This window comes from Mucilaginibacter sp. P2_A5 (genome assembly GCF_056404995.1).
The window spans coordinates 395,400-414,556 of sequence record NZ_JBFUCY010000001.1; the positions used below are offsets into that span (position 1 = coordinate 395,400).

The 19,157-nt window shown below is 42.0% G+C and carries 9 protein-coding genes and 1 pseudogene; 9 read left to right on the forward strand and 1 reads right to left on the reverse strand.

From position 1 onward, the window contains the following. Positions 1-12: 12 nt before the first annotated feature. From AC1DXF_RS01555 to AC1DXF_RS01595, 9 genes are all read left to right on the forward strand, one after another. Complete coding sequence (locus tag AC1DXF_RS01555; protein WP_477445407.1) at positions 13-1,224, forward strand: DUF4998 domain-containing protein; 1,212 nt, start codon at positions 13-15, stop codon at positions 1,222-1,224. A 182-nt stretch (positions 1,225-1,406) separates the two neighbouring features. After that, positions 1,407-3,689 (forward strand): glycoside hydrolase family 95 protein, encoded by a 2,283-nt coding sequence (locus AC1DXF_RS01560; RefSeq protein ID WP_477445409.1) that lies wholly within the window; start codon positions 1,407-1,409, stop codon positions 3,687-3,689. A gap of 4 nt (positions 3,690-3,693) precedes the next feature. Next, the gene (locus tag AC1DXF_RS01565; RefSeq protein ID WP_477445411.1) at positions 3,694-5,547 is read left to right on the forward strand and encodes a right-handed parallel beta-helix repeat-containing protein; all 1,854 of its coding nucleotides are present in this window, start codon (positions 3,694-3,696) and stop codon (positions 5,545-5,547) included. 150 nt (positions 5,548-5,697) lie between these two features. Beyond that, complete coding sequence (locus AC1DXF_RS01570) at positions 5,698-8,124, forward strand: ABC transporter permease (protein WP_477445413.1); 2,427 nt, start codon at positions 5,698-5,700, stop codon at positions 8,122-8,124. Positions 8,125-8,408: 284 nt separating this feature from the next. Continuing rightward, positions 8,409-10,817, forward strand: coding sequence for an ABC transporter permease (locus AC1DXF_RS01575; protein WP_477445415.1), 2,409 nt, complete (start codon positions 8,409-8,411; stop codon positions 10,815-10,817). A 108-nt stretch (positions 10,818-10,925) separates the two neighbouring features. Beyond that, complete coding sequence (locus AC1DXF_RS01580) at positions 10,926-13,394, forward strand: ABC transporter permease (RefSeq protein ID WP_477445417.1); 2,469 nt, start codon at positions 10,926-10,928, stop codon at positions 13,392-13,394. 127 nt (positions 13,395-13,521) lie between these two features. Next, on the forward strand, positions 13,522-15,987 hold the full coding sequence (locus AC1DXF_RS01585) for an ABC transporter permease (protein ID WP_477445419.1): 2,466 nt from the start codon (positions 13,522-13,524) through the stop codon (positions 15,985-15,987). Between the two features lie 171 nt (positions 15,988-16,158). Further along, a complete protein-coding gene (locus AC1DXF_RS01590) occupies positions 16,159-18,588 on the forward strand; it encodes an FtsX-like permease family protein (protein WP_477445421.1) in 2,430 nt (809 codons plus the stop codon). A 104-nt stretch (positions 18,589-18,692) separates the two neighbouring features. Then, the gene (locus tag AC1DXF_RS01595; protein WP_477445461.1) at positions 18,693-19,046 is read left to right on the forward strand and encodes an ABC transporter permease; all 354 of its coding nucleotides are present in this window, start codon (positions 18,693-18,695) and stop codon (positions 19,044-19,046) included. Here the strand turns inward: AC1DXF_RS01595 and AC1DXF_RS01600 are convergent. After that, positions 19,022-19,084 (reverse strand): annotated as a pseudogene (locus tag AC1DXF_RS01600) (hypothetical protein); the annotation flags it as partial. The gene AC1DXF_RS01595 and the pseudogene AC1DXF_RS01600 sit on opposite strands and share 25 nt — an antisense overlap. Positions 19,085-19,157: the final 73 nt, after the last annotated feature.

Below are 19,157 nucleotides of genomic sequence, written 5' to 3' on the forward strand. Positions count from 1 at the left end.
AAAAAAATAAACATGAAAAAACTGATATATATACTGCTTGCCTGTTTTGTAGCAGCAGCATGGTACGGTTGTAAGAAAGATGGCCTTGCAAACGATTATAAAAAATTCTACGATGGTCATGAACTAACATACACAGGTGCGGTAGCACAGGCTATTGTACAGCCCGGTAATTTAGAGATAGGCCTGAAGTGGAAAGCAAGCTCCGATCCGAGTATCGTAAAATACGTTGTATACTATAACAATGGCGCCGATTCGCAGGTTGTTAACGTTACCACTAAAACGGATACCATAAGAACTATAATTAAAAACTTGCAGGAGTATACTTATTCATTTACCATCTACTCCTATGATGCCAAAGGGAATAAATCTATTCCGTATGAGTTAAATAACGCGAAGGTTTACGGACCGGTTTATGCTTCCAACTTATTAAACCGGGGTTATAACGCCACTACGCCTTACGTTGTCAATAGCGATGGATCGGTACAGTTAAACTTTATTACACCCGATACCATCAACATTAAAACAGTTATAAATTATACCAATGCCGCCGGTGTGGCTTCGCAGCTCACGCTTGCTCCAAACGTAAATTCAATAACGTTGCCTACGTATAAAACGGGTACGCCTATTACATACAAATCGTACTATATACCCGAGCGCACGGCAATTGACACATTTGCCGTTGCTCAGTTTGATATGTTTCCAACTATCTATATTTACGTAAAATGCGATAAATCTAAATTTTCGGAAGTTCACCTGCCACAGGATGTGCAAACATACTCAGGCGAAACCACTATAAGTAGACTGTGGGATAACAGCGATGGTCCGCAGGGGTACCCCAATATTTTCCATAGCGATGGATCGTATATTCCGCATGTACTTACCTTTGATATGGGCCAGTCATACAGCAATTTAGGGCAGATGGAAGAAGTTGGAAGAAACTGTTGTAACAACCCCGATCAGTTTGAAGTTTGGGGAATAAATAGCCTTGCAGGTGCTACCACAACCTTAAGGGCTGATAACAGCGGCTGGAAAGCGGAAGCTATTGCCAAAGGATGGATATTACTTAAATCTGTTACCAGGACAGATGACGGACAAGCTGCGCTGAAGGTTGATTTATTAAGTAACCCTCCACCTGTCAGGTATATACGCATCAGGGTGCTGCATACTGTAACAGGATCGGGCTATAGCAATATGAGCGAAATAACCTTCTGGAACAAGGAATAATATTTCTCCTGGTAAAAAAAAGAACCTCCCGGCCGCATGTGTCCAGGAGGTTCTTTTTTTACAAATTTTTGCCACCCGTAACAATACTCTTGATGTTCTAAAAACGCAATCATTTGCTAATATTGCTGTTTATATACGATTGTTTTATATAGATATTTAGCTCATCCTACTTTAAACCCAATATGACCAAAAAGATAATTTGCATTGCCCTTGTAGCTATTGGCGCGGTAGCCTTTAACCCGGTATGCGCTCAAAAGAAAGCCGTAGAAAAATCAAGCCCTTTAGTTATTTGGGACAATAAACCAGCCAAAACCTGGATGACTGAAGCTTACCCCATGGGAAATGGCCGCTTTGGCGGAATGGTTTTTGGCGGCCTGGCGCAAGAGCATATCCAGTTTAATGAAATAAGCCTCTGGACAGGCGATGAAGACGAGACGGGCGCCTACCAGGCCTTTGGCGATTTGTTCATCAGTTTTAAAAATAAGGATACAACACAGGCAATACCTGCTAATTATCGCAGGCAACTGGATATAGGTAAAGCTGTACAGCAGGCAACTTATACTGATAATGGTATAGCTTTTAAACGCGAGTATTTTTGCAGTTTCCCCGATAAGGCGATGGTTTTACATTATACCGCCGACAAAAAGGGGGCTTACTCGGCTATCATCAGTCTCAAAGATGCGCATGGCTCAAAAATAACCGGCAGTGGCAATACATTGGAGTTTGAAGGTAGGCTTGATAATGGTCTAACATATAGTGCAAGTATTAAAATAAAGCTAACTGGTGGCACAGCTGTGATTTTGGATGATGATAAAGGTGGTTCGCAATTGAGCATCAGCAATGCGGATAGCTTTACAATCTTACTTTCGGCTGCTACAAATTACAGCAACAAGCGCGAGCAACACTGGCGTGGCGAAGCACCAGGTGTAAAGGTGAAACAAAGCCTGGATGCGGCATCTGCCAAAACCTACCTGCAATTATTGGATAACCATGTAGCTGATTATTCGGCGCTTTTCGGCCGGGTTGCCATAAACCTGGGTACAACACCACCAACGGATGCCGCCGGGCCAACCTATAAACGTTTGATTGGCTATAAAAAACAGGCCGATCCGCAACTGGAGGCTTTGCTTTATCAATACGGGCGCTATTTATTAATCAATTCATCTCGCAAAGGTGGCTTGCCCGCAAACCTGCAGGGGCTTTGGAACGAGAGCAATAATCCGCCATGGCGAAGTGATTATCACTCCAATATCAATATCCAGATGAATTATTGGCTGGCCGAACCAACCAATCTTTCGGAATGCCACATACCATACCTTGATTATATCAATAGCATGCGCGAGGTTAAAAAGGTAAGTACGCAAAAAGAGTATCCCGGTGTACGCGGCTGGACAGTGAAAACCGAAAATGGTGTATATGGCGGCGGGAGCTTTTTGTGGAACACTCCCGGCAGTGCCTGGTATGCCCAGGGTATTTGGGAACATTATGCGTTTACTAAAGACAAAAGCTATTTGCAAACTTTTGCCTATCCTATACTGAAAGAGATTGTAGAGTTTTGGGACGATCATTTAAAACGCCGCCCGGATGGCACCCTGGTTTCGCCACTGGGCTGGTCGCCCGAGCATGGGCCAACCGAAGATGGGGTAACTTATGACCAGGAAATAGTTTACGACCTGTTTAGCAATTATATATCGGCGGCAGATGTTTTAGGCGCCGATAAAACCTATCGCGATCATGTTGCCGATATGCGGGAGCACTTGCTAAAACCTAAGATTGGTAAATGGGGTCAGTTACAGGAATGGGAAACTGATCGTGATGACCCGAAAGATACGCACCGCCACTCATCAAATTTGTTTGGCCTGCATCCGGGTAAGCGCATAAGTACTATAAAAACGCCCGAACTGGCGCAGGCCGCCAAAATAAGCCTATTGGCACGCGGCGATGTTTCAACCGGGTGGTCAATGGCCTGGAAAATGAATTTTTGGGCACGCCTGCAGGATGGCGATCATGCTTACAAAATCCTGAATAATTTTATTACCCTGGCAGGTGGATCGGGTGTTGATTATAATAATGGCGGCGGAGTTTACGCCAATTTGCTATGCGCGCATCCGCCGTTCCAGATAGACGGTAATTTTGGTTATACCGCCGGCGTTACCGAAATGTTGCTCCAGAGCCAGACCGACGAAATTCAGCTATTACCCGCTTTGCCAAAAAACTGGTTAAACGGAAGCGTACAGGGCCTTAAAGCACGCGGTGATTTCGAGATTACAGATATGGAGTGGAAAGATGGTAAAGTTACCAGCATTGTAATAAAGTCGTTGGCAGGCGGGATGTGTAATTTAAGATCGCCCAATAAACTGCTGGCCAAAGGGTTAAAAATTCCGGGAACGATGGTTGATAAGGAATTTAAATATCAGTTTAAGTCAGTTGCAGGTAAAACGTATGTTTTTAATGCAGGTAATTAATAGCATGCAGTCCGGGTTTCGGTTTTTAACTTTTCTCTTAGCTTTTGCAACTATTCATATTGGTTTGTCCTCGTATGCCGTAGTAAAGTATCCTGATATCAGTAATCGTAAAGTATCGCCGGGCAATACGATGTATTATGTTGATGCCGAAAAAGGGAATGACGATGATTCGGGAGTTGATAAAAAACATCCCTGGAAAACCTTTAACCCGGTTAACCGGCGGATTTTTTCGGCAGGAGACAGGATAACGATTACTGGCCCAGGCGATTTCAGGGAATCGCTTTTCCTGGTGGCGCGTGGCAGCAGCAAAAGACACGTTAAGCTGATATTTAAAAAAGGTACGTATAATTTTTACCCGGAAACAAGCTTTAAAAGGCAGTTCTTTATATCGAACACTAATGATGATGCTTACATTCCCAAGGCCATTGCTATCTATATTGATAGTTCAAATTATGTAGATATAGAGGCATTGGGCGCCAAAATGCTGATGCGTGGGAAGATGATAGAAACCTGTATTGATCATAGCCATGACATTAAAATACATGGCGCCACGTATGATTATTACAGGCCAACCGTATCGGAGTTAGAAGTGATGAAAACCGCTGATAATTTCGCCGACCTGAAAATTCATCCCGATTCAAAATATAGCATTAAAGATAGTCTGCTTACCTGGGAAGGGGAAGGTTGGAGGTATAACCCGATGTCCTTATGGCAGGTGCTAAATCCTGCAACAGGCCATTTGCAACGCGTTGATATCAATATGGACGGGTTAAAATATGCGGCAACAGGCATAAATAAGGTAAGTGTTTATTTTAAAAGCAATCCTGGATTTAAAAGCGGCCTAATTTATCAAAACCGGGATATTACGCGAGATTGTGCAGGGATTTTTTTGGTGCGAAGCAATAGCCTGGCGTTAAAAAACATCCATATCAACTTTATGCATGGCATGGGAGTGGTAAGCCAGTTTTGCCGGAATATCGCCATCGATTCTGTTTTTGTAAAGCCGGCCGAAAACTCCGGTCGTACCTGTGCCGCCTGGGCCGACATTTTACATTTTTCGGGCTGCGGGGGCAAAATATCGATCATTAATTCCTGGCTATCGGGAGCCAATGACGATGCTGTTAATGTGCATGGCACCTATTTGCGCATTATAAATCAACCCCGCCCCAACCAGTTACTTGTAAGGTTTATGCACAACCAAACTTTTGGTTTTGAAGCTTTTGTTAAGGAGGATAGTATCGCTTTTGTACATTCAAACAGCCTTTTGCAATATGGAGTAAGCATCGTATCCAATGCCGTAAAGGTAAATGATAAAGATATATTGTTAACCCTTAAAACGCCTTTAACCGATACTATCGCACCAAATGATGTTGTAGAAAATATTACCTGGACCCCCAGAGTTTATATTGCTCACAATACTATTGAACGCATCCCAACAAGGGGTGTTTTGGTTACCACGCGTGGCGGGGGGGTAATAGAAAACAACGTTTTTCAAGGTACCAACAACAGCGCAATAGCCGTGGCCGACGATGCCGCAAGTTGGTACGAATCGGGTATGGTTAAGGGTTTAGTAATCAGGAACAATAAATTTAATTTATGTGGCGGTCCGGTTATTTTGATCTCACCCGAAAATACCCAAAACAATATAATAAAGGTCCACAACAATATTGAGGTGATAGGTAATGCATTCATTTTACCACCCACTGCCGACGCGGTTTATGCAAAAAGCACTGCCAATATCAGGATAGTAAATAATAACTTCAAAGTTACCGGCGCAGTCGTTACTGAAGCCGGCCTGGTAAAGTTCCGGGATTGTACAAATACGCTGGTATCGCATAATAAAATTGATATCCGATAAAAGCAGATCGGGTCATCGTGTATCATAATCGTACACCTACTGTTACGCCTGCGTACACTCTTAAATTGAATCGTAAATTAACTACTTGATTTTCAGATGTTTTTGTAATTGGTATGTATTTTAAACTGCATTGCTGGTAATTACATCACAATGCTTAGAAATTATATTAAAACCGCCTGGCGTAGTTTAAAACGCAATAAAATATTTTCATTTATTAATGTGTTTGGCCTTTCGGTTGGGCTGGCTTGCTGCATGCTGATAACCGCCTATGTATACAGTGAACTAAGTTACGACAGATACCCTAAGGATGCCGGCCAGATTTATCGTGTTGGTATTAAAACTATTGAAAACGCGGGCACAAGCGAGTACCCCAACGTAGATGTTGCCGTGGCCAAAGGCATTAAAGATCAATATCCGCAGGTAAGCGATGTAACCAGGCTTACCGGCCATAAACCATCATTTATTGAATATCACGGCAAAAAATTTAAAGAAGAACACCTGTTTATGGTGGATGCAAATTTCCTGCAGCTATTTTCTATCCCCTTAATTGATGGCGAAGGCAAAACCTGCCTAAAAGATCCCAACAGTACCGTAATCACCGCAGCATTTGCAAAAAAATATTTTGGTAGCGGGGTGGCTGTAGGTCAATCGTTACTGGTAGATGGGGAGCCTTATAAGGTTACCGGGGTTATTGAAAAAGTACCCGACAATTCCCACTTTCATGGCGACGCGTTTTTTAGCATGAATAATTATGTAAGAACGGCGCAGCAAACCTGGAGCAACATTGGTTATTTTACCTACATAAAACTAAACAAGAACGCTGACCCGAAAAAGCTGGAGTCGGCGTTTCCGAATGACCTGGTCAAAAAGTTTGTAGTACCCGAAATTGCCCATGACATGAATGTAAGCGTGGCCGAGGCAAGCAAATCTGTAAATACCTTCCTGTTTTATTTACAGCCTTTAACTGATATTCACCTGCACTCGGCAACCAAATACGAGCTGGAAGCCAATGGCGATATCCATTACGTTTACATATTTGGTGTTTTGGCTATATTTATTTTGATGCTGGCCTGCATTAACTTTACCAATTTATCAACCGCCAGTTCGGCAAAACGGAGCAAGGAAGTTGGCATCCGTAAAGTATTAGGGTCAGAAAAGAGCGGGCTTATTTCACAGTTCCTTACCGAATCAGTATTGCTTACTTTAGGGGCCATGGTGCTGGCCATCGTATTCGTGTACCTGCTGTTGCCGGTTTTTAATGATCTTTCGGGTAAGCACATCGATATTGGTTTTTTTATAAATTTTCAAGCTATAGTTACCGAGTTGTTGCTTGTGTTTGTGGTTGGTATTATAGCCGGTATTTATCCTGCATTTGTATTGTCGGGCTTCCAGATCATTGCCGTATTAAAGGGCGGTACCGGTACTACCAAACAGGCCAGTAAAAACTATTTACGCAGCGGCCTTATCGTTTTCCAGTTTGCAGTATCTACCGCGCTCATTATAGCCACATTTGTAGTTTATCAGCAATTGCACTACATGCAAAACAAAAAGCTGGGTTATGATAAAGACCAGGTACTGGTAATAAATGAAACTTATTCGTTACGCAATAATATAGACGCCTTTAAACAGGAGTTGCTGCGTAATCCGCAGGTGGTTAATGCAACAATATCCAGTAGCGTTCCCGGTACAAGAGGTGGTATTGACGGTACCCAAATAGATGCCAAAGAATTTAATGACAAAGGCGGTCATGCCGAAATCCATACTGATATTTTTCATGTGGATGAAAACTATATCCCCACTTTAGGGATACAGATAGTAAAAGGGCGTAATTTTTATCCGTCGTACCCAGGCGATTCAATGGCAGTAGTTGTTAACGAGGCACTGGTGCGTGATCTGGGCTGGGGTAAAAGCGACCCGATAGGTAAAACCATTGTCCGCTCGGCAAGGGCACAGTATACAGTTGTAGGGGTGGTTAAGGATTTTCATTATGTATCGGCCAAACAAAAAATTGCGCCACTAATGTTATTGCCCGGCCACAGCATCAGTTCAATTATGGTTAAGGTGAAAACAAAAGATATTAAAAACCTTATTGCCGATATGCGTACGCAATGGGATAGCTTTAAAACTGATTTACCTTTCAGCTACTCTTTCCTCGACGAAAAATTTGCATCGCTTTACGCATCCGAACAACAAACCGGCAAGATATTTACGGTGTTTGCGGTTGTCGCCCTGATAATAGCCAGCCTGGGCTTGTTTGGCCTGGCAGCATTCATGATCAGGCTTAGGGTTAAAGAAATAGGCATCCGTAAAGTTTTGGGGGCATCAACAGGCAGTATTACTACCTTACTATCAAAAGAGTTTTTAAAACTTATTGTGATAGCATCGCTCATATCATTCCCCATAACCTGGTACGCCATGAGCAAATGGCTGCAGGATTTTGCCTACCGCATAAGCATCCAGTGGTGGGTGTTTTTATTAGCAGGCTGTATTGCATTACTGGTGGCCGCAATAACTATCAGCTTTCAATCGGTAAAAGCGGCCCTGGCCAACCCGGTGAAGAGCCTACGTAGTGAGTAGTTGTGAGTTGTGAGTTGTGAGTTGTGAGTWGTGAGTTGTGAGTTGTGAGTAGGTGAGTAGGTGAGTTGTGAGTTGTGAGTAGGTGAGTTGTGAGTTGTGAGTTGTGAGTTGTGAGTTGTGAGTTGTGAGTTGTGAGTTGTGAGTTGTGAGTTGTGAGTTGTGAGTTGTGAGTTGTGAGTTGTGAGTTGTGAGTTGTGAGTTGTGAGAAATTGCCTGTCAATTTAGCAATTAGAGTTTAGGATTTAGAGTTTAGGATTTGGGATTTAGAATTTAACTACACCGTTATGATAAAGAATTATTTACGCAGTGCTTTACGGAACATTACCAGGCACAAATTTATATCGTTCATCAATATATTTGGATTAACCGTTGGGTTAAGCTGCTGTTTGCTGATTGTGGTTTATGTGATTAACGAGACAAGTTATGATAAGTTTAACGCCAATGCCGATGATATTTATCGTGTTACACGCAGTTTTAATACGCCCGACGGGGTAGAAACGCTTCATTTGGGTGCAGTTGCGCCGCCGTTTGGGCCCTTGCTGAAAAACGAGTTTTCGGATATAAAAAAAGTTACCCGGATATTATCCAACGGATCAACCTCATTGCGGTATAAGGATAAGTTATTTAATGAGCGTGGCTCGTACTTTGCTGATGAGAATTTTTTTGATTTTTTTAGTGTAAAAACAATTCATGGTGACCCTAAAACAGCCCTTAAAGAACCATTTACTTTAATGCTGACTCCAGAGCTGGCCCGCAAATATTTCGGCAATGAAGATCCAATGAACAAGGAACTCCGGCTGAATAATCAATACAACTTTAAGGTTACCGGGATATATGAACCTTTCCCTGAAAATGCCCAGCTGCATCCACAAATGTTATTATCTTTTAATACCTTGAATAATGACGCTATCTACGGAAAAAAAGGACTGGAGACTAATTGGAGCAATAATTCATTCTTTACTTATCTTTTATTCCCCAAAGGTTACAATGTTGATTATGTGGCCTCGCAGTTTCCGGCTTTTTTAGATAAGTATGTTGGCAATAAGGAATCAAAGAACAGCAAATTATCATTCCAGAAATTTTTGAGCATCCATCTGAACTCACACCTGGATGATGAGTTAGAGCAAAACGGCGATATCAAAAGGGTTTACATATTTTCGGCAATTGCCTTGTTCATTTTACTGATAGCCTGTATCAACTATATGAACCTGTCAACAGCCCGGTCAACCTTAAGGGCTAAAGAGATTGGCATCCGCAAGGTAATTGGCGCGCAGCAAAAAGAGATCATCACCCAATTTTTAAGTGAATCGGTATTAATAACCGCTTTTTCGTTAATACTGGCACTGGTTATCACCTGGCTTATTATGCCGCTGATTAATAAATTTTCGGGGCTTACGCTTTCGTTTAGCCAGTTATATCAGCCTCAAATAATTATGGCTATTGTAGCTATGCCATTTGTGATAGGTATTATTAGCGGCATTTATCCGGCCATCTTTATGTCGTCGTTTAAACCGATCAAAGTTTTAAAAGGGATGTTAAAAGTAGGCTCTGGCAACATTTCATTCCGTAAGGTATTGGTGGTATTACAGTTTTCTATTTCTATTATTTTGATAGTGGCCACAACCATTGTATTTCAGCAACTGAGGTACATGCAGCAAAAATCCCTTGGCTTTAATAAAGATCATTTGGTAACCATGGGTAATGCATTTAGCCCAAGCCAGTTTGAGGTATTTAAAAACGAAGTGATGAAGAATGGAACTATAAAGGGTGTTGGCCGATCATCAAGAATTCCGTCAGGTCGTTTACTGGATAATCAGGGCATTTCTGTTATACAAGGTAGTACAGTGCAGGCCGTTAATGCCGACGTTAAGTGCGTTAATGCCGATTATGGGTTTATCCCAACCTATGGCATGAAGATGGCAGCTGGCCGTAATTTTTCAAAAGATTTTGCTACCGATAGTAGTAACTATATCATAAATGTTTCTGCTGCAAAAGTATTAGGTTGGAAAACGCCGGAAAGCGCGATAGGCAAAGAAATAAGTTACGGCGGTGTAAACGGAAAAGTTATAGGCGTGGTTAATGATTTTCATTTCGAATCGCTGCACCAAAATATCATCCCGTTGTTATTGCTTATGCCATCATTCGCGAATAATAATTACGGCCGGCTATCCATTAAAATAGATGGCGGGAACGTGCAGTCGGCCATAAATACATTGCAGCAAACCTGGAAAAAATATCAACCCGAAACACCATTTGAATATACCTTTTTGGATGAGAAATTCCAGAAACTGTATGATAGCGAGCAACAGCAAGGAACCCTGTTCACTATATTTTCGTTCATTGCCATATTTATAGCTTGTTTAGGGTTATTCGGCTTGTCGGCATTTACTATTACCCAAAGGGTTAAAGAGATTGGCGTGCGCAAGGTATTGGGTGCCAGTATCCCACAAATAGTAACCGAACTATCCAAAGATTTTTTAAAGCTGGTGCTTATTGCATCGGTAATTGCATTACCTGTAGCATGGTATTCCATGAGCAAGTGGCTGCTTGATTTTGCCTTCCGCATCAGCATCCAATGGTGGGTATTTGTAATGGCTGGTATAATTGCAGTGATAATCGCTTTTATAACTATCAGCTTTCAATCCATCAAAGCAGCATCGGCAAACCCGGTGAAAAGCCTTCGGAGTGAGTAGTGAGTGGGCAGTTGTGAGTTTGCAGTAAGCAGTGAGGGGCTCATTACAAAGTAATGAAGCGATAAGTACCAATGAACTAATGAACCAGTGAACTAATGAACCAACAACATGATTAAAAACTATTTTAAAATAGCCCTGCGAAACTTTTGGCGGCACAAGTTTTTTACGTTTATCAACGTTATCGGGCTGTCTATTGGTATCAGTTCGGCGCTGGTTATTTATTTGATCGTACATTTTGATTTTACTTTTGATAAATCGGTTCATGATAGCGACCGGGTATATAGGATAGTTTCCAATTACACCTACGCCGGCGAACCTGCTTATAATCGTGGTGTTTGCGGTCCCTTGCCCGAGGCCGTGCGTACACAGGTTAGCGGTGTTGATGTGGCTGCCCCGTTCTTCGCTTTGTATCAGCCAAATGTATTTGTCCCTGGTAAATCCGGGGTGCCTGTTAAATTTAAACTACAGGATAATGTGGTATTGGCCGATGATCGCTATTTTGAGCTTTTTAACTATACCTGGCTTGCTGGCAAAGCTAAAACCGCGTTTAATGGCCCTAACCAGGTTGTACTTACAACAGCGCAGGCCAAAAAATATTTCCCCAAACTTTCGTACACCCAAATAATGGGCAGGGTTATCATTTATGATACTTTAAACACGGTTGTAAGCGGCATTGTTGAACCGTTAAAAGGCAATAGCGATTTTAAATCGCAGGCCTTTATATCTTACTCTTCGGCTACAAATAACCAGGCTTTAAAGAGGGAGCTGCGGCCCGAACATTGGGGTGGTACAACGCCGGCTTCCCAGTTATTTATAAGGCTATCGCCCAATACAACCGTAGCTCAAATAACCAAACAGCTTAACGATATATTAAAAAAACATAACCCGCCAACCCCGTCAAACAAAGGCAATACACGCAGCTTTGTTTTGCAGCCGTTAAGCGATATTCATTTCAACGGGTTATACGGCACATTTTACGGTGGCCGTACAGCTAATAAAACAACACTTTATGGTTTACTGGCTATCGCTTTGTTTTTATTACTATTAGGTTGCATCAACTTTGTTAACTTAACAACCGCACAGGCTGCCCAAAGGGCAAAGGAAATAGGTATCCGTAAAACAATGGGCAGCAGTCGCTTACAACTCATCATCCAGTTTTTAAGCGAGACGTTTTTTATTACATTGATTGCCGTTACTATATCTGCTTTGATAGCACCAGTGATCCTTAACCTTTTTAAAGATTTTATCCCCGAAGGTATCACGTTAGATCTTTTAAATCAGCCCAATCTTATCGTGTTTCTCTTAGCGCTTACATTTATAGTGAGCTTGTTATCCGGTTTTTATCCGGCGGTTTTACTATCGGGTTATAAACCGGTTTTGGTACTTAAAAACCAGGCATCATCAAACAGCAGTAAAACGCGGAATGCGTGGTTGCGTAAATCGCTCACGGTAACTCAATTTGTAATAGCCCAATTTTTTATTATGGCTACCGTATTGGTTAGCAAGCAAATATATTATGCGCTGCATAAAGACCTGGGCTTAAAAAAAGATGCTATTTTGATCATCAATTCGCCATGGAAAAACCGTACAGAAAGCCGTAACCAGGTGTTTTTAAATAAGCTAACCGCGCTGCCCCAGGTGCAATTGGTAAGCCTGGGTAAAGATGCGCCGTCGTCAGATAATGGTAACTCTACCGAGGCCACTTTTCGCGATGGCAAAAAGGAAATTAAAATGGAGTTGGGTGAAAAATTCGGCGACGAAAACTACATCAACGTATATAATATTAAATTATTGGCAGGCCGCAATTTACAGCCCGGCGATATCAACAGGGCATTTTTAATAAATGAAACTTACGCCCACGCCATTGGATTTAAAAACCCGGCCAATGCGGTAGGCAAGTACATCGATAATTTTAACGGCGATGTAAAAATGCAGATTATCGGCGTGGTGCATGATTTTCATGCCGAATCATTACACGCGCCAATTAGTCCGACATGTATTTTAACTGAGCATAATAACTATAACAACGGTACCTTTCACATTGCATTAAAACCACAGTCGGCAGGTGGCGATGACTGGAAAAAGGCGATTGCCGCGATGGAAACATCATGGAAGGAAATTTATCCCGAAGATGATTTTGAATACCACTTTTTTGACGAAAATATTGCCAGGTTCTACGATGCCGAGCAGCATACCTCAACCTTATTAGCCTGGGCAACGGGATTGTCTATATTCATTAGCTGCCTGGGTTTGTTAGGCCTGGCCATTTACAATACCAATCAGCGTACTAAAGAGATAGGGGTACGTAAAGTTCTTGGCGCCACCGTATTGCAGATAGTTGCGCTGCTATCAACTGAGTTGATTTTACTTATCCTGCTGGCATTTGCAATGGTTACGCCATTAGCATGGTACGCCATGAACAAATGGATGCAAAGCTTTGCCGACCGTACCAGCATCAGCTGGTGGATTTTTGTACTAAGCGGCGGTGGCATGTTGGTAACCGCACTGATAACATCAAGTTTTCAAACAATAAAAGCCGCGATGGCGAATCCGACCCGGAGCTTAAGAAGTGAGTGAGTTAGTCATTGGTCATTTGCTGCGCTGTCATTGGTCATTGGGTTTTTCCTTTTGGGATTTATTCTTTAGAGTTTAGAAATTAACATTTAGAGTTTAGGATTTAGATATTAGAATTTAATTTTCAGCCATGATAAAAAATTACTTCAAGATTGCGTTCCGTAATTTCGGACGGCACAAGTTATTTACAATGATCAACATTGTAGGTTTGTCTATCGGCATTAGTGCCGCGTTGGTAATTTACGTTATTGTAAATTATGATTTTGCGTTTGATAAAAACCGAAGGGACAGCGATAAGATTTACCGCGTGGTTACCGAGTATTCATTCTCGGGCAATGTGGGGTATAACGGTGGCGTTACCGGGCCACTGGCGGGGGCTGTAAAAGCCGAAGTAACGGGGGTAAAAGAGGTTGTGCCGTTTTTTACCGATGGTGGCATCAACGTATTTATAGCTAATAAAAAAGATGTGCCTACGAGGTTTAAGAATCATGATAACATTGTTTTGGCCGATGGCAGGTATTTTAAACTGCTTGATTATAACTGGCTTGCAGGGTCGGCTAAAACGGCGCTGAATGAACCTTACCAGGTGGTGCTAACGTCAGATCAGGCTAAGATATATTTCCCCAAATTACCATACGGCCAGATGCTTGGTAAAACAGTAACTTATGATACCATTAAAACAACCGTTACCGGTATTGTGCAAACTCCAAAAGAAAATACCGACTTTAATTTTCACGATTTTATATCCTATAGTACAGGCCTGGCCAACCCTGCCCTGAAGGATAATCTTCAGTTAACAGAATGGGGAAGTACCACTTCGGCATCCGTGTTGTTCGTTAAACTTGCAGATAACGCATCGGCAGCCAATGTTGAAAAGCAGCTGAATGTATTGCTAAAAAAACATAATCCGCCTAAAAAGGAAGACGCAGGCAATACCCAGGTTTTTCATTTGCAGCCCTTAAGCGATCTGCACTTTAACAAAGAATACAACACTTTTGATGGTGGGCACACAGCAAGCAAAACAACCTTATATGGCTTATTGGTTATCGCTGCATTTTTGCTGATATTAGGTTGCATCAATTTTGTAAACCTTACAACGGCCCAGGCATCCCAACGGGCCAAAGAAATAGGCATCCGCAAAACAATGGGAAGCACCCGCCGCCAACTGATAACACAATTTTTAAGCGAAACCTTCCTGGTAACCATTTTTGCTGTAATTATAGCGTTGCTGGCAGCGCCATCCATCCTTAAACTATTTGCCGATTTTACCCCCAAAGGTATCACGGTTGATTACCTGCACAATGGCAATATCCTGCTGTTTATGCTTGCATTAGTGGTGGTTGTAAGTATATTATCCGGTTTTTACCCCGCGCTTGTATTATCGGGCTATAAGCCAGTTGATGTGTTTAAAAACCAGGCGCACTCGGGCACAAGTAAAACCCGTAACGCGTTTCTGCGTAAATCGTTAACTACGGTTCAGTTTGTAATAGCGCAATTTTTTATCATGGCTACCATATTGGTAAGCAAGCAAATTTATTACGCCCTGCACAAAGATCTGGGCTTTAAAAAGGATGCTATTGTCAATATATCCATCCCATATAAAAATATGGATGAAGGAACAAAGCAGGTTTTTAAAAACAGGATTGCCGCCATCCCTCAAATTGAAATAATGGCCATTGGCAGCAACCCGCCATCCTCGGGCAATACCAACAGCACCGAGGCTACTTACAAGGACGGTAAAAAAGAAGTTAAAACAGACGTTCAGCAAAAATTTGGGGATGAAAACTACCTGAAGGTTTATAATATCAAACTGCTTGCCGGCCGCAATATTACACAAGCCGATTCAACAAAGGCTTTGATAATTAATAATACTTACGCCCGGACACTTGGCTTTAAAAAGCCATCAGATGCGATAGGTAAAATACTTGATTATAATGATAACAAGAAAATGGAAATTGCAGGCGTGGTTGCCGATTTTTATCAAAAATCATTACATGATGCCATTAAGCCGCTTGCCATACTTATACCACTCCGTAAGTCTCAAAACCGCACTTTCCATATAGCTTTAAAACCGCAATCAGCCGGTGGTAACGATTGGAAAAAAGCCATTGATGGTATGCAGAAGATTTGGAAGGAACTATACCCGGATGATGACTTTGATTATAGTTTTTATGATAAAAACATCGAAAAGTTTTATGAATCAGAGCAACATACATCTAACTTGCTTACCTGGGCAACGGGCTTATCCATATTTATCAGCTGTTTAGGTTTATTGGGCCTGGCTATGTACACCACCAATTTACGCACAAAAGAAATTGGTGTGCGTAAAGTGCTTGGCGCATCGGTGGCGCAGATTGTTACACTGCTATCAACCGAATTAATATTGCTGATAGTGCTGGCTTTTGCAATAGTTACCCCGCTGGCCTGGTATGCCATGAACAAATGGATGGAAAGTTTTGCCGACCGTACCACTATCAGTTGGTGGATATTTGTGACAAGCGGCGCAGGTATGCTGCTGGCGGCACTGTTTACGCTAAGCTTCCAAACGGTAAAGGCAGCAGTTGCCAACCCGGTGAATAGTTTGCGTAGCGAATAGGTTAGTTCATTGGTCTTGTCTGTTGGCATATTACAGCCTTCAGCCAGCGAAAGACTTACGAAGTTTTTAAAACTTCGTAAGTCTGGTGTACTCTACGCTACTGTTTTTGTCCGCTATGCCCACGTTCCAGTGAACCAAGCTAATTAACAATGCCACCATTGAACTAATAAAATGATAAAGAATTATATCAAGATAGCCCTCCGTAATTTACAACGCAACAGGGTTTATTCCCTGATAAACATAGCCGGGCTTACTATCGGTATGGCTGCATGCCTGCTGGTTGCTACGGTTGTTATAGACGATCTGTCGTACGATAGGCAGTGGAAAAACGCGGATAAAATTTACCGGGTAATAACGGTAGATAACAGCGATAAAAACTTGGTGGATAAATCGCCCCGAAGCTTTACCGGTTTAGGGCCAAGCCTAAAAGCCAATTTTCCGGAGGTAAAGGATTATTGCAGGATGGTAGACAGAGAGTCCCGGTATAAACTGGGCGACAACAAGGATGGTGTAAGTATTGTTGCACTATCAGCCGAACCAAGCGTTTGGAATGTGCTGGACTTTTCGGTTGTGCTTGGTAATCCTAAGAAGTTTGTTCCCGGGTACCCCAACCTTGTCATCACCGAAAAAATAAGGAAGCAATATTTTGCTGACGGAAACCCCATAGGGAAAACCATAACAGATATTCCAGATTTTGGTAAAGCGAAGACATATATTATTACCGGTATTATAAAGGATATTCCTTCAAACACGCATTTAAGGGCAGATATGCTTATTTTAAATGAACATGATGCCGACTACAATCAACTCAATAAAGCAGGCTTTGGTACATTTACTTCGCAATACATTCTGCTAAAACCGGGCAGTTCGGTAAAAACATTCAGTGCCAAGGTTAATAAATGGTACGCCCAGTTTACAAAAGGAAACAGCAGGAATGTCAGTTATGAGTTTCAACCGATGACAGATGTTTATTTAAAGTCTGATTTTGGCGGATACCAGCGTGTGCAGGGTAAAATAAGCAATGTATACATCTTTAGCGGCATCGCGGTGTTGTTATTGATTATTGCCTGCATCAACTTTATCAATTTAACCACCGCTCGCGCACTGAAACGGATAGCCGAAGTGGGGATCCGCAAAGTTCTTGGCGCTGCTAAGGCCGATTTGATTGCCCAGTTTTTGTTTGAGTCGATTTTGTTTTTCGTTATCTCTTTTGCCATAGGCATATTTGTTTATAGCATTTTACTTAACCCGGTCGAAAACTATTTAGGGTACAAGCTTACTTTGACACTATCCGGCAACATTGGTATGTTTTCGGCCATATGCGGGGTGGTTTTACTGGTGAGTTTATTAACCGGATTATACCCGGCTTTACTTTTATCGGGGCGTTTACCGGCAACGGCTTTAAAAGGCAATACCGGAACTCAGCAGGGTAGCGGCGTGTTGCGTAAAGCTTTGGTTGTTGTACAATTCACCATATCTGTAGCTGTGCTAATTTGTACAACTGTTGTTCAAAAACAGCTTAAGTTTATTAATAATAAAGATCTAGGGTACGATAAAAATAACCTGCTGCGTATTAACGAAACCGGCTGGGGTACAAGTGGCGATGCCTTTAAACAAGAGGTGCTAAAAATTGCCGGCGTCGAAAATGCCAGTATCAGTACGTGGTACCCTTCCGGCGGTGGCGGCTTTATGACAACAATGGTTGATGATCCTAATCAAAAGGGCAATAAAATTCAGGCCACCTATATCAAAGCTGATGTGGATTTGGCTACTACCTTAAAACTCCGGTTGGAGAAGGGACGGTTGCTTAGCAGCAAATTTGAAAATGATGCATTAAATTCCGATTCATTAATGCAGAAAAGCATGGAGAGGTTTGAGGAAGCGCAAATGACACAGCCTGTATTAATTACAGCTTATACAGCACGGGCGCTTAACATCAAAGAATTAAACAAGCCTATATTAAACATGCGTGGCATACCTGTGGGCATTATTAAAGATTTCAATAACGAGTCGCTTAAAATTGCAATGTCGCCAACGCTGATTGTCGCAGACAATAAAATTACTTATGGCAGTATGCTGGTGAGGGTGCAGCCTGGTAGCCAAAAGCAGGTATTAACCAACGTTAATAAACTATGGAAACAATTTTTTCCCGGTAAAATATTTGAATACCGATGGGTAAACGATTTATTGCAGGAGCAATATAAGGCTGATAACAAATTGCAGCAGCTTTTTACATTGTTCAGTTTCCTTATTGCATTCATGGCTTGTATGGGGCTATTTGGCCTGGCAACATTTACCGCCGAGCAGCGCATTAAAGAAATTGGCATTCGCAAAGTGTTAGGAGCCTCGGTAACATCAATAACCACGTTGCTATCAATCGATTTTGTGAAGCTTGTGCTTATAGCTATTGTAATAGCCGCACCGATAGCCTGGCTGGGCATTGATAAATGGCTGCAAACTTATGCTTATCGAATAAAACCCGATATTGGCCTGGTATTTATTTCGGGTACAATAGCAGTAGTTATGGCGCTGATAGCCGTTGGTTATCACACCATAAAAGCTGCCACAGCCAACCCGGTTAAAAGTTTAAAGAGCGAGTAGTAATGTTTATTGGTTCATTAGTTCACTGGTTCATTGGTCTTGCCTTACCAGCGCTAATCTGTTAATGCAAAGCCAAAACTAATAAACAACTCTACCAATGAACTATCAGCTGCCTTGGTCTTTTAGGTTTAATATCGCTGCTTACCGTACAGCGTACCAAAGAAATAGGCATCCGTAAGGTGCTTGGAGCATCGGCAACCAATATTACCGCATTACTCTCTGCCGATTTCATTAAACTGGTAGTAATTGCAATTGTAATTGTAATTGTAATAGCATCGCCCATAGCCTGGTTAACGATGAGTAAATACTTGCAGGATTTTACTTACCGCATAGATATTCAATGGTGGGTGTTTGCATTAGCAGCGGCCTTATTTGTTCTGATAGCTTTTGCAACGGTATGTTATCAATCGCTTAAAGCAGCACTGGCTAACCCGGTTGAAAGTTTGCGAAACGAATAGTATGGAGGGAAAAGGCGAAAGGTGGTTCTACGGTTAATGCGACCTTTTCCCTTTCGCCTTTAACCTTTTGCCAAAACCACTGTATCATTAGCGTACACTCACTGTTACGCT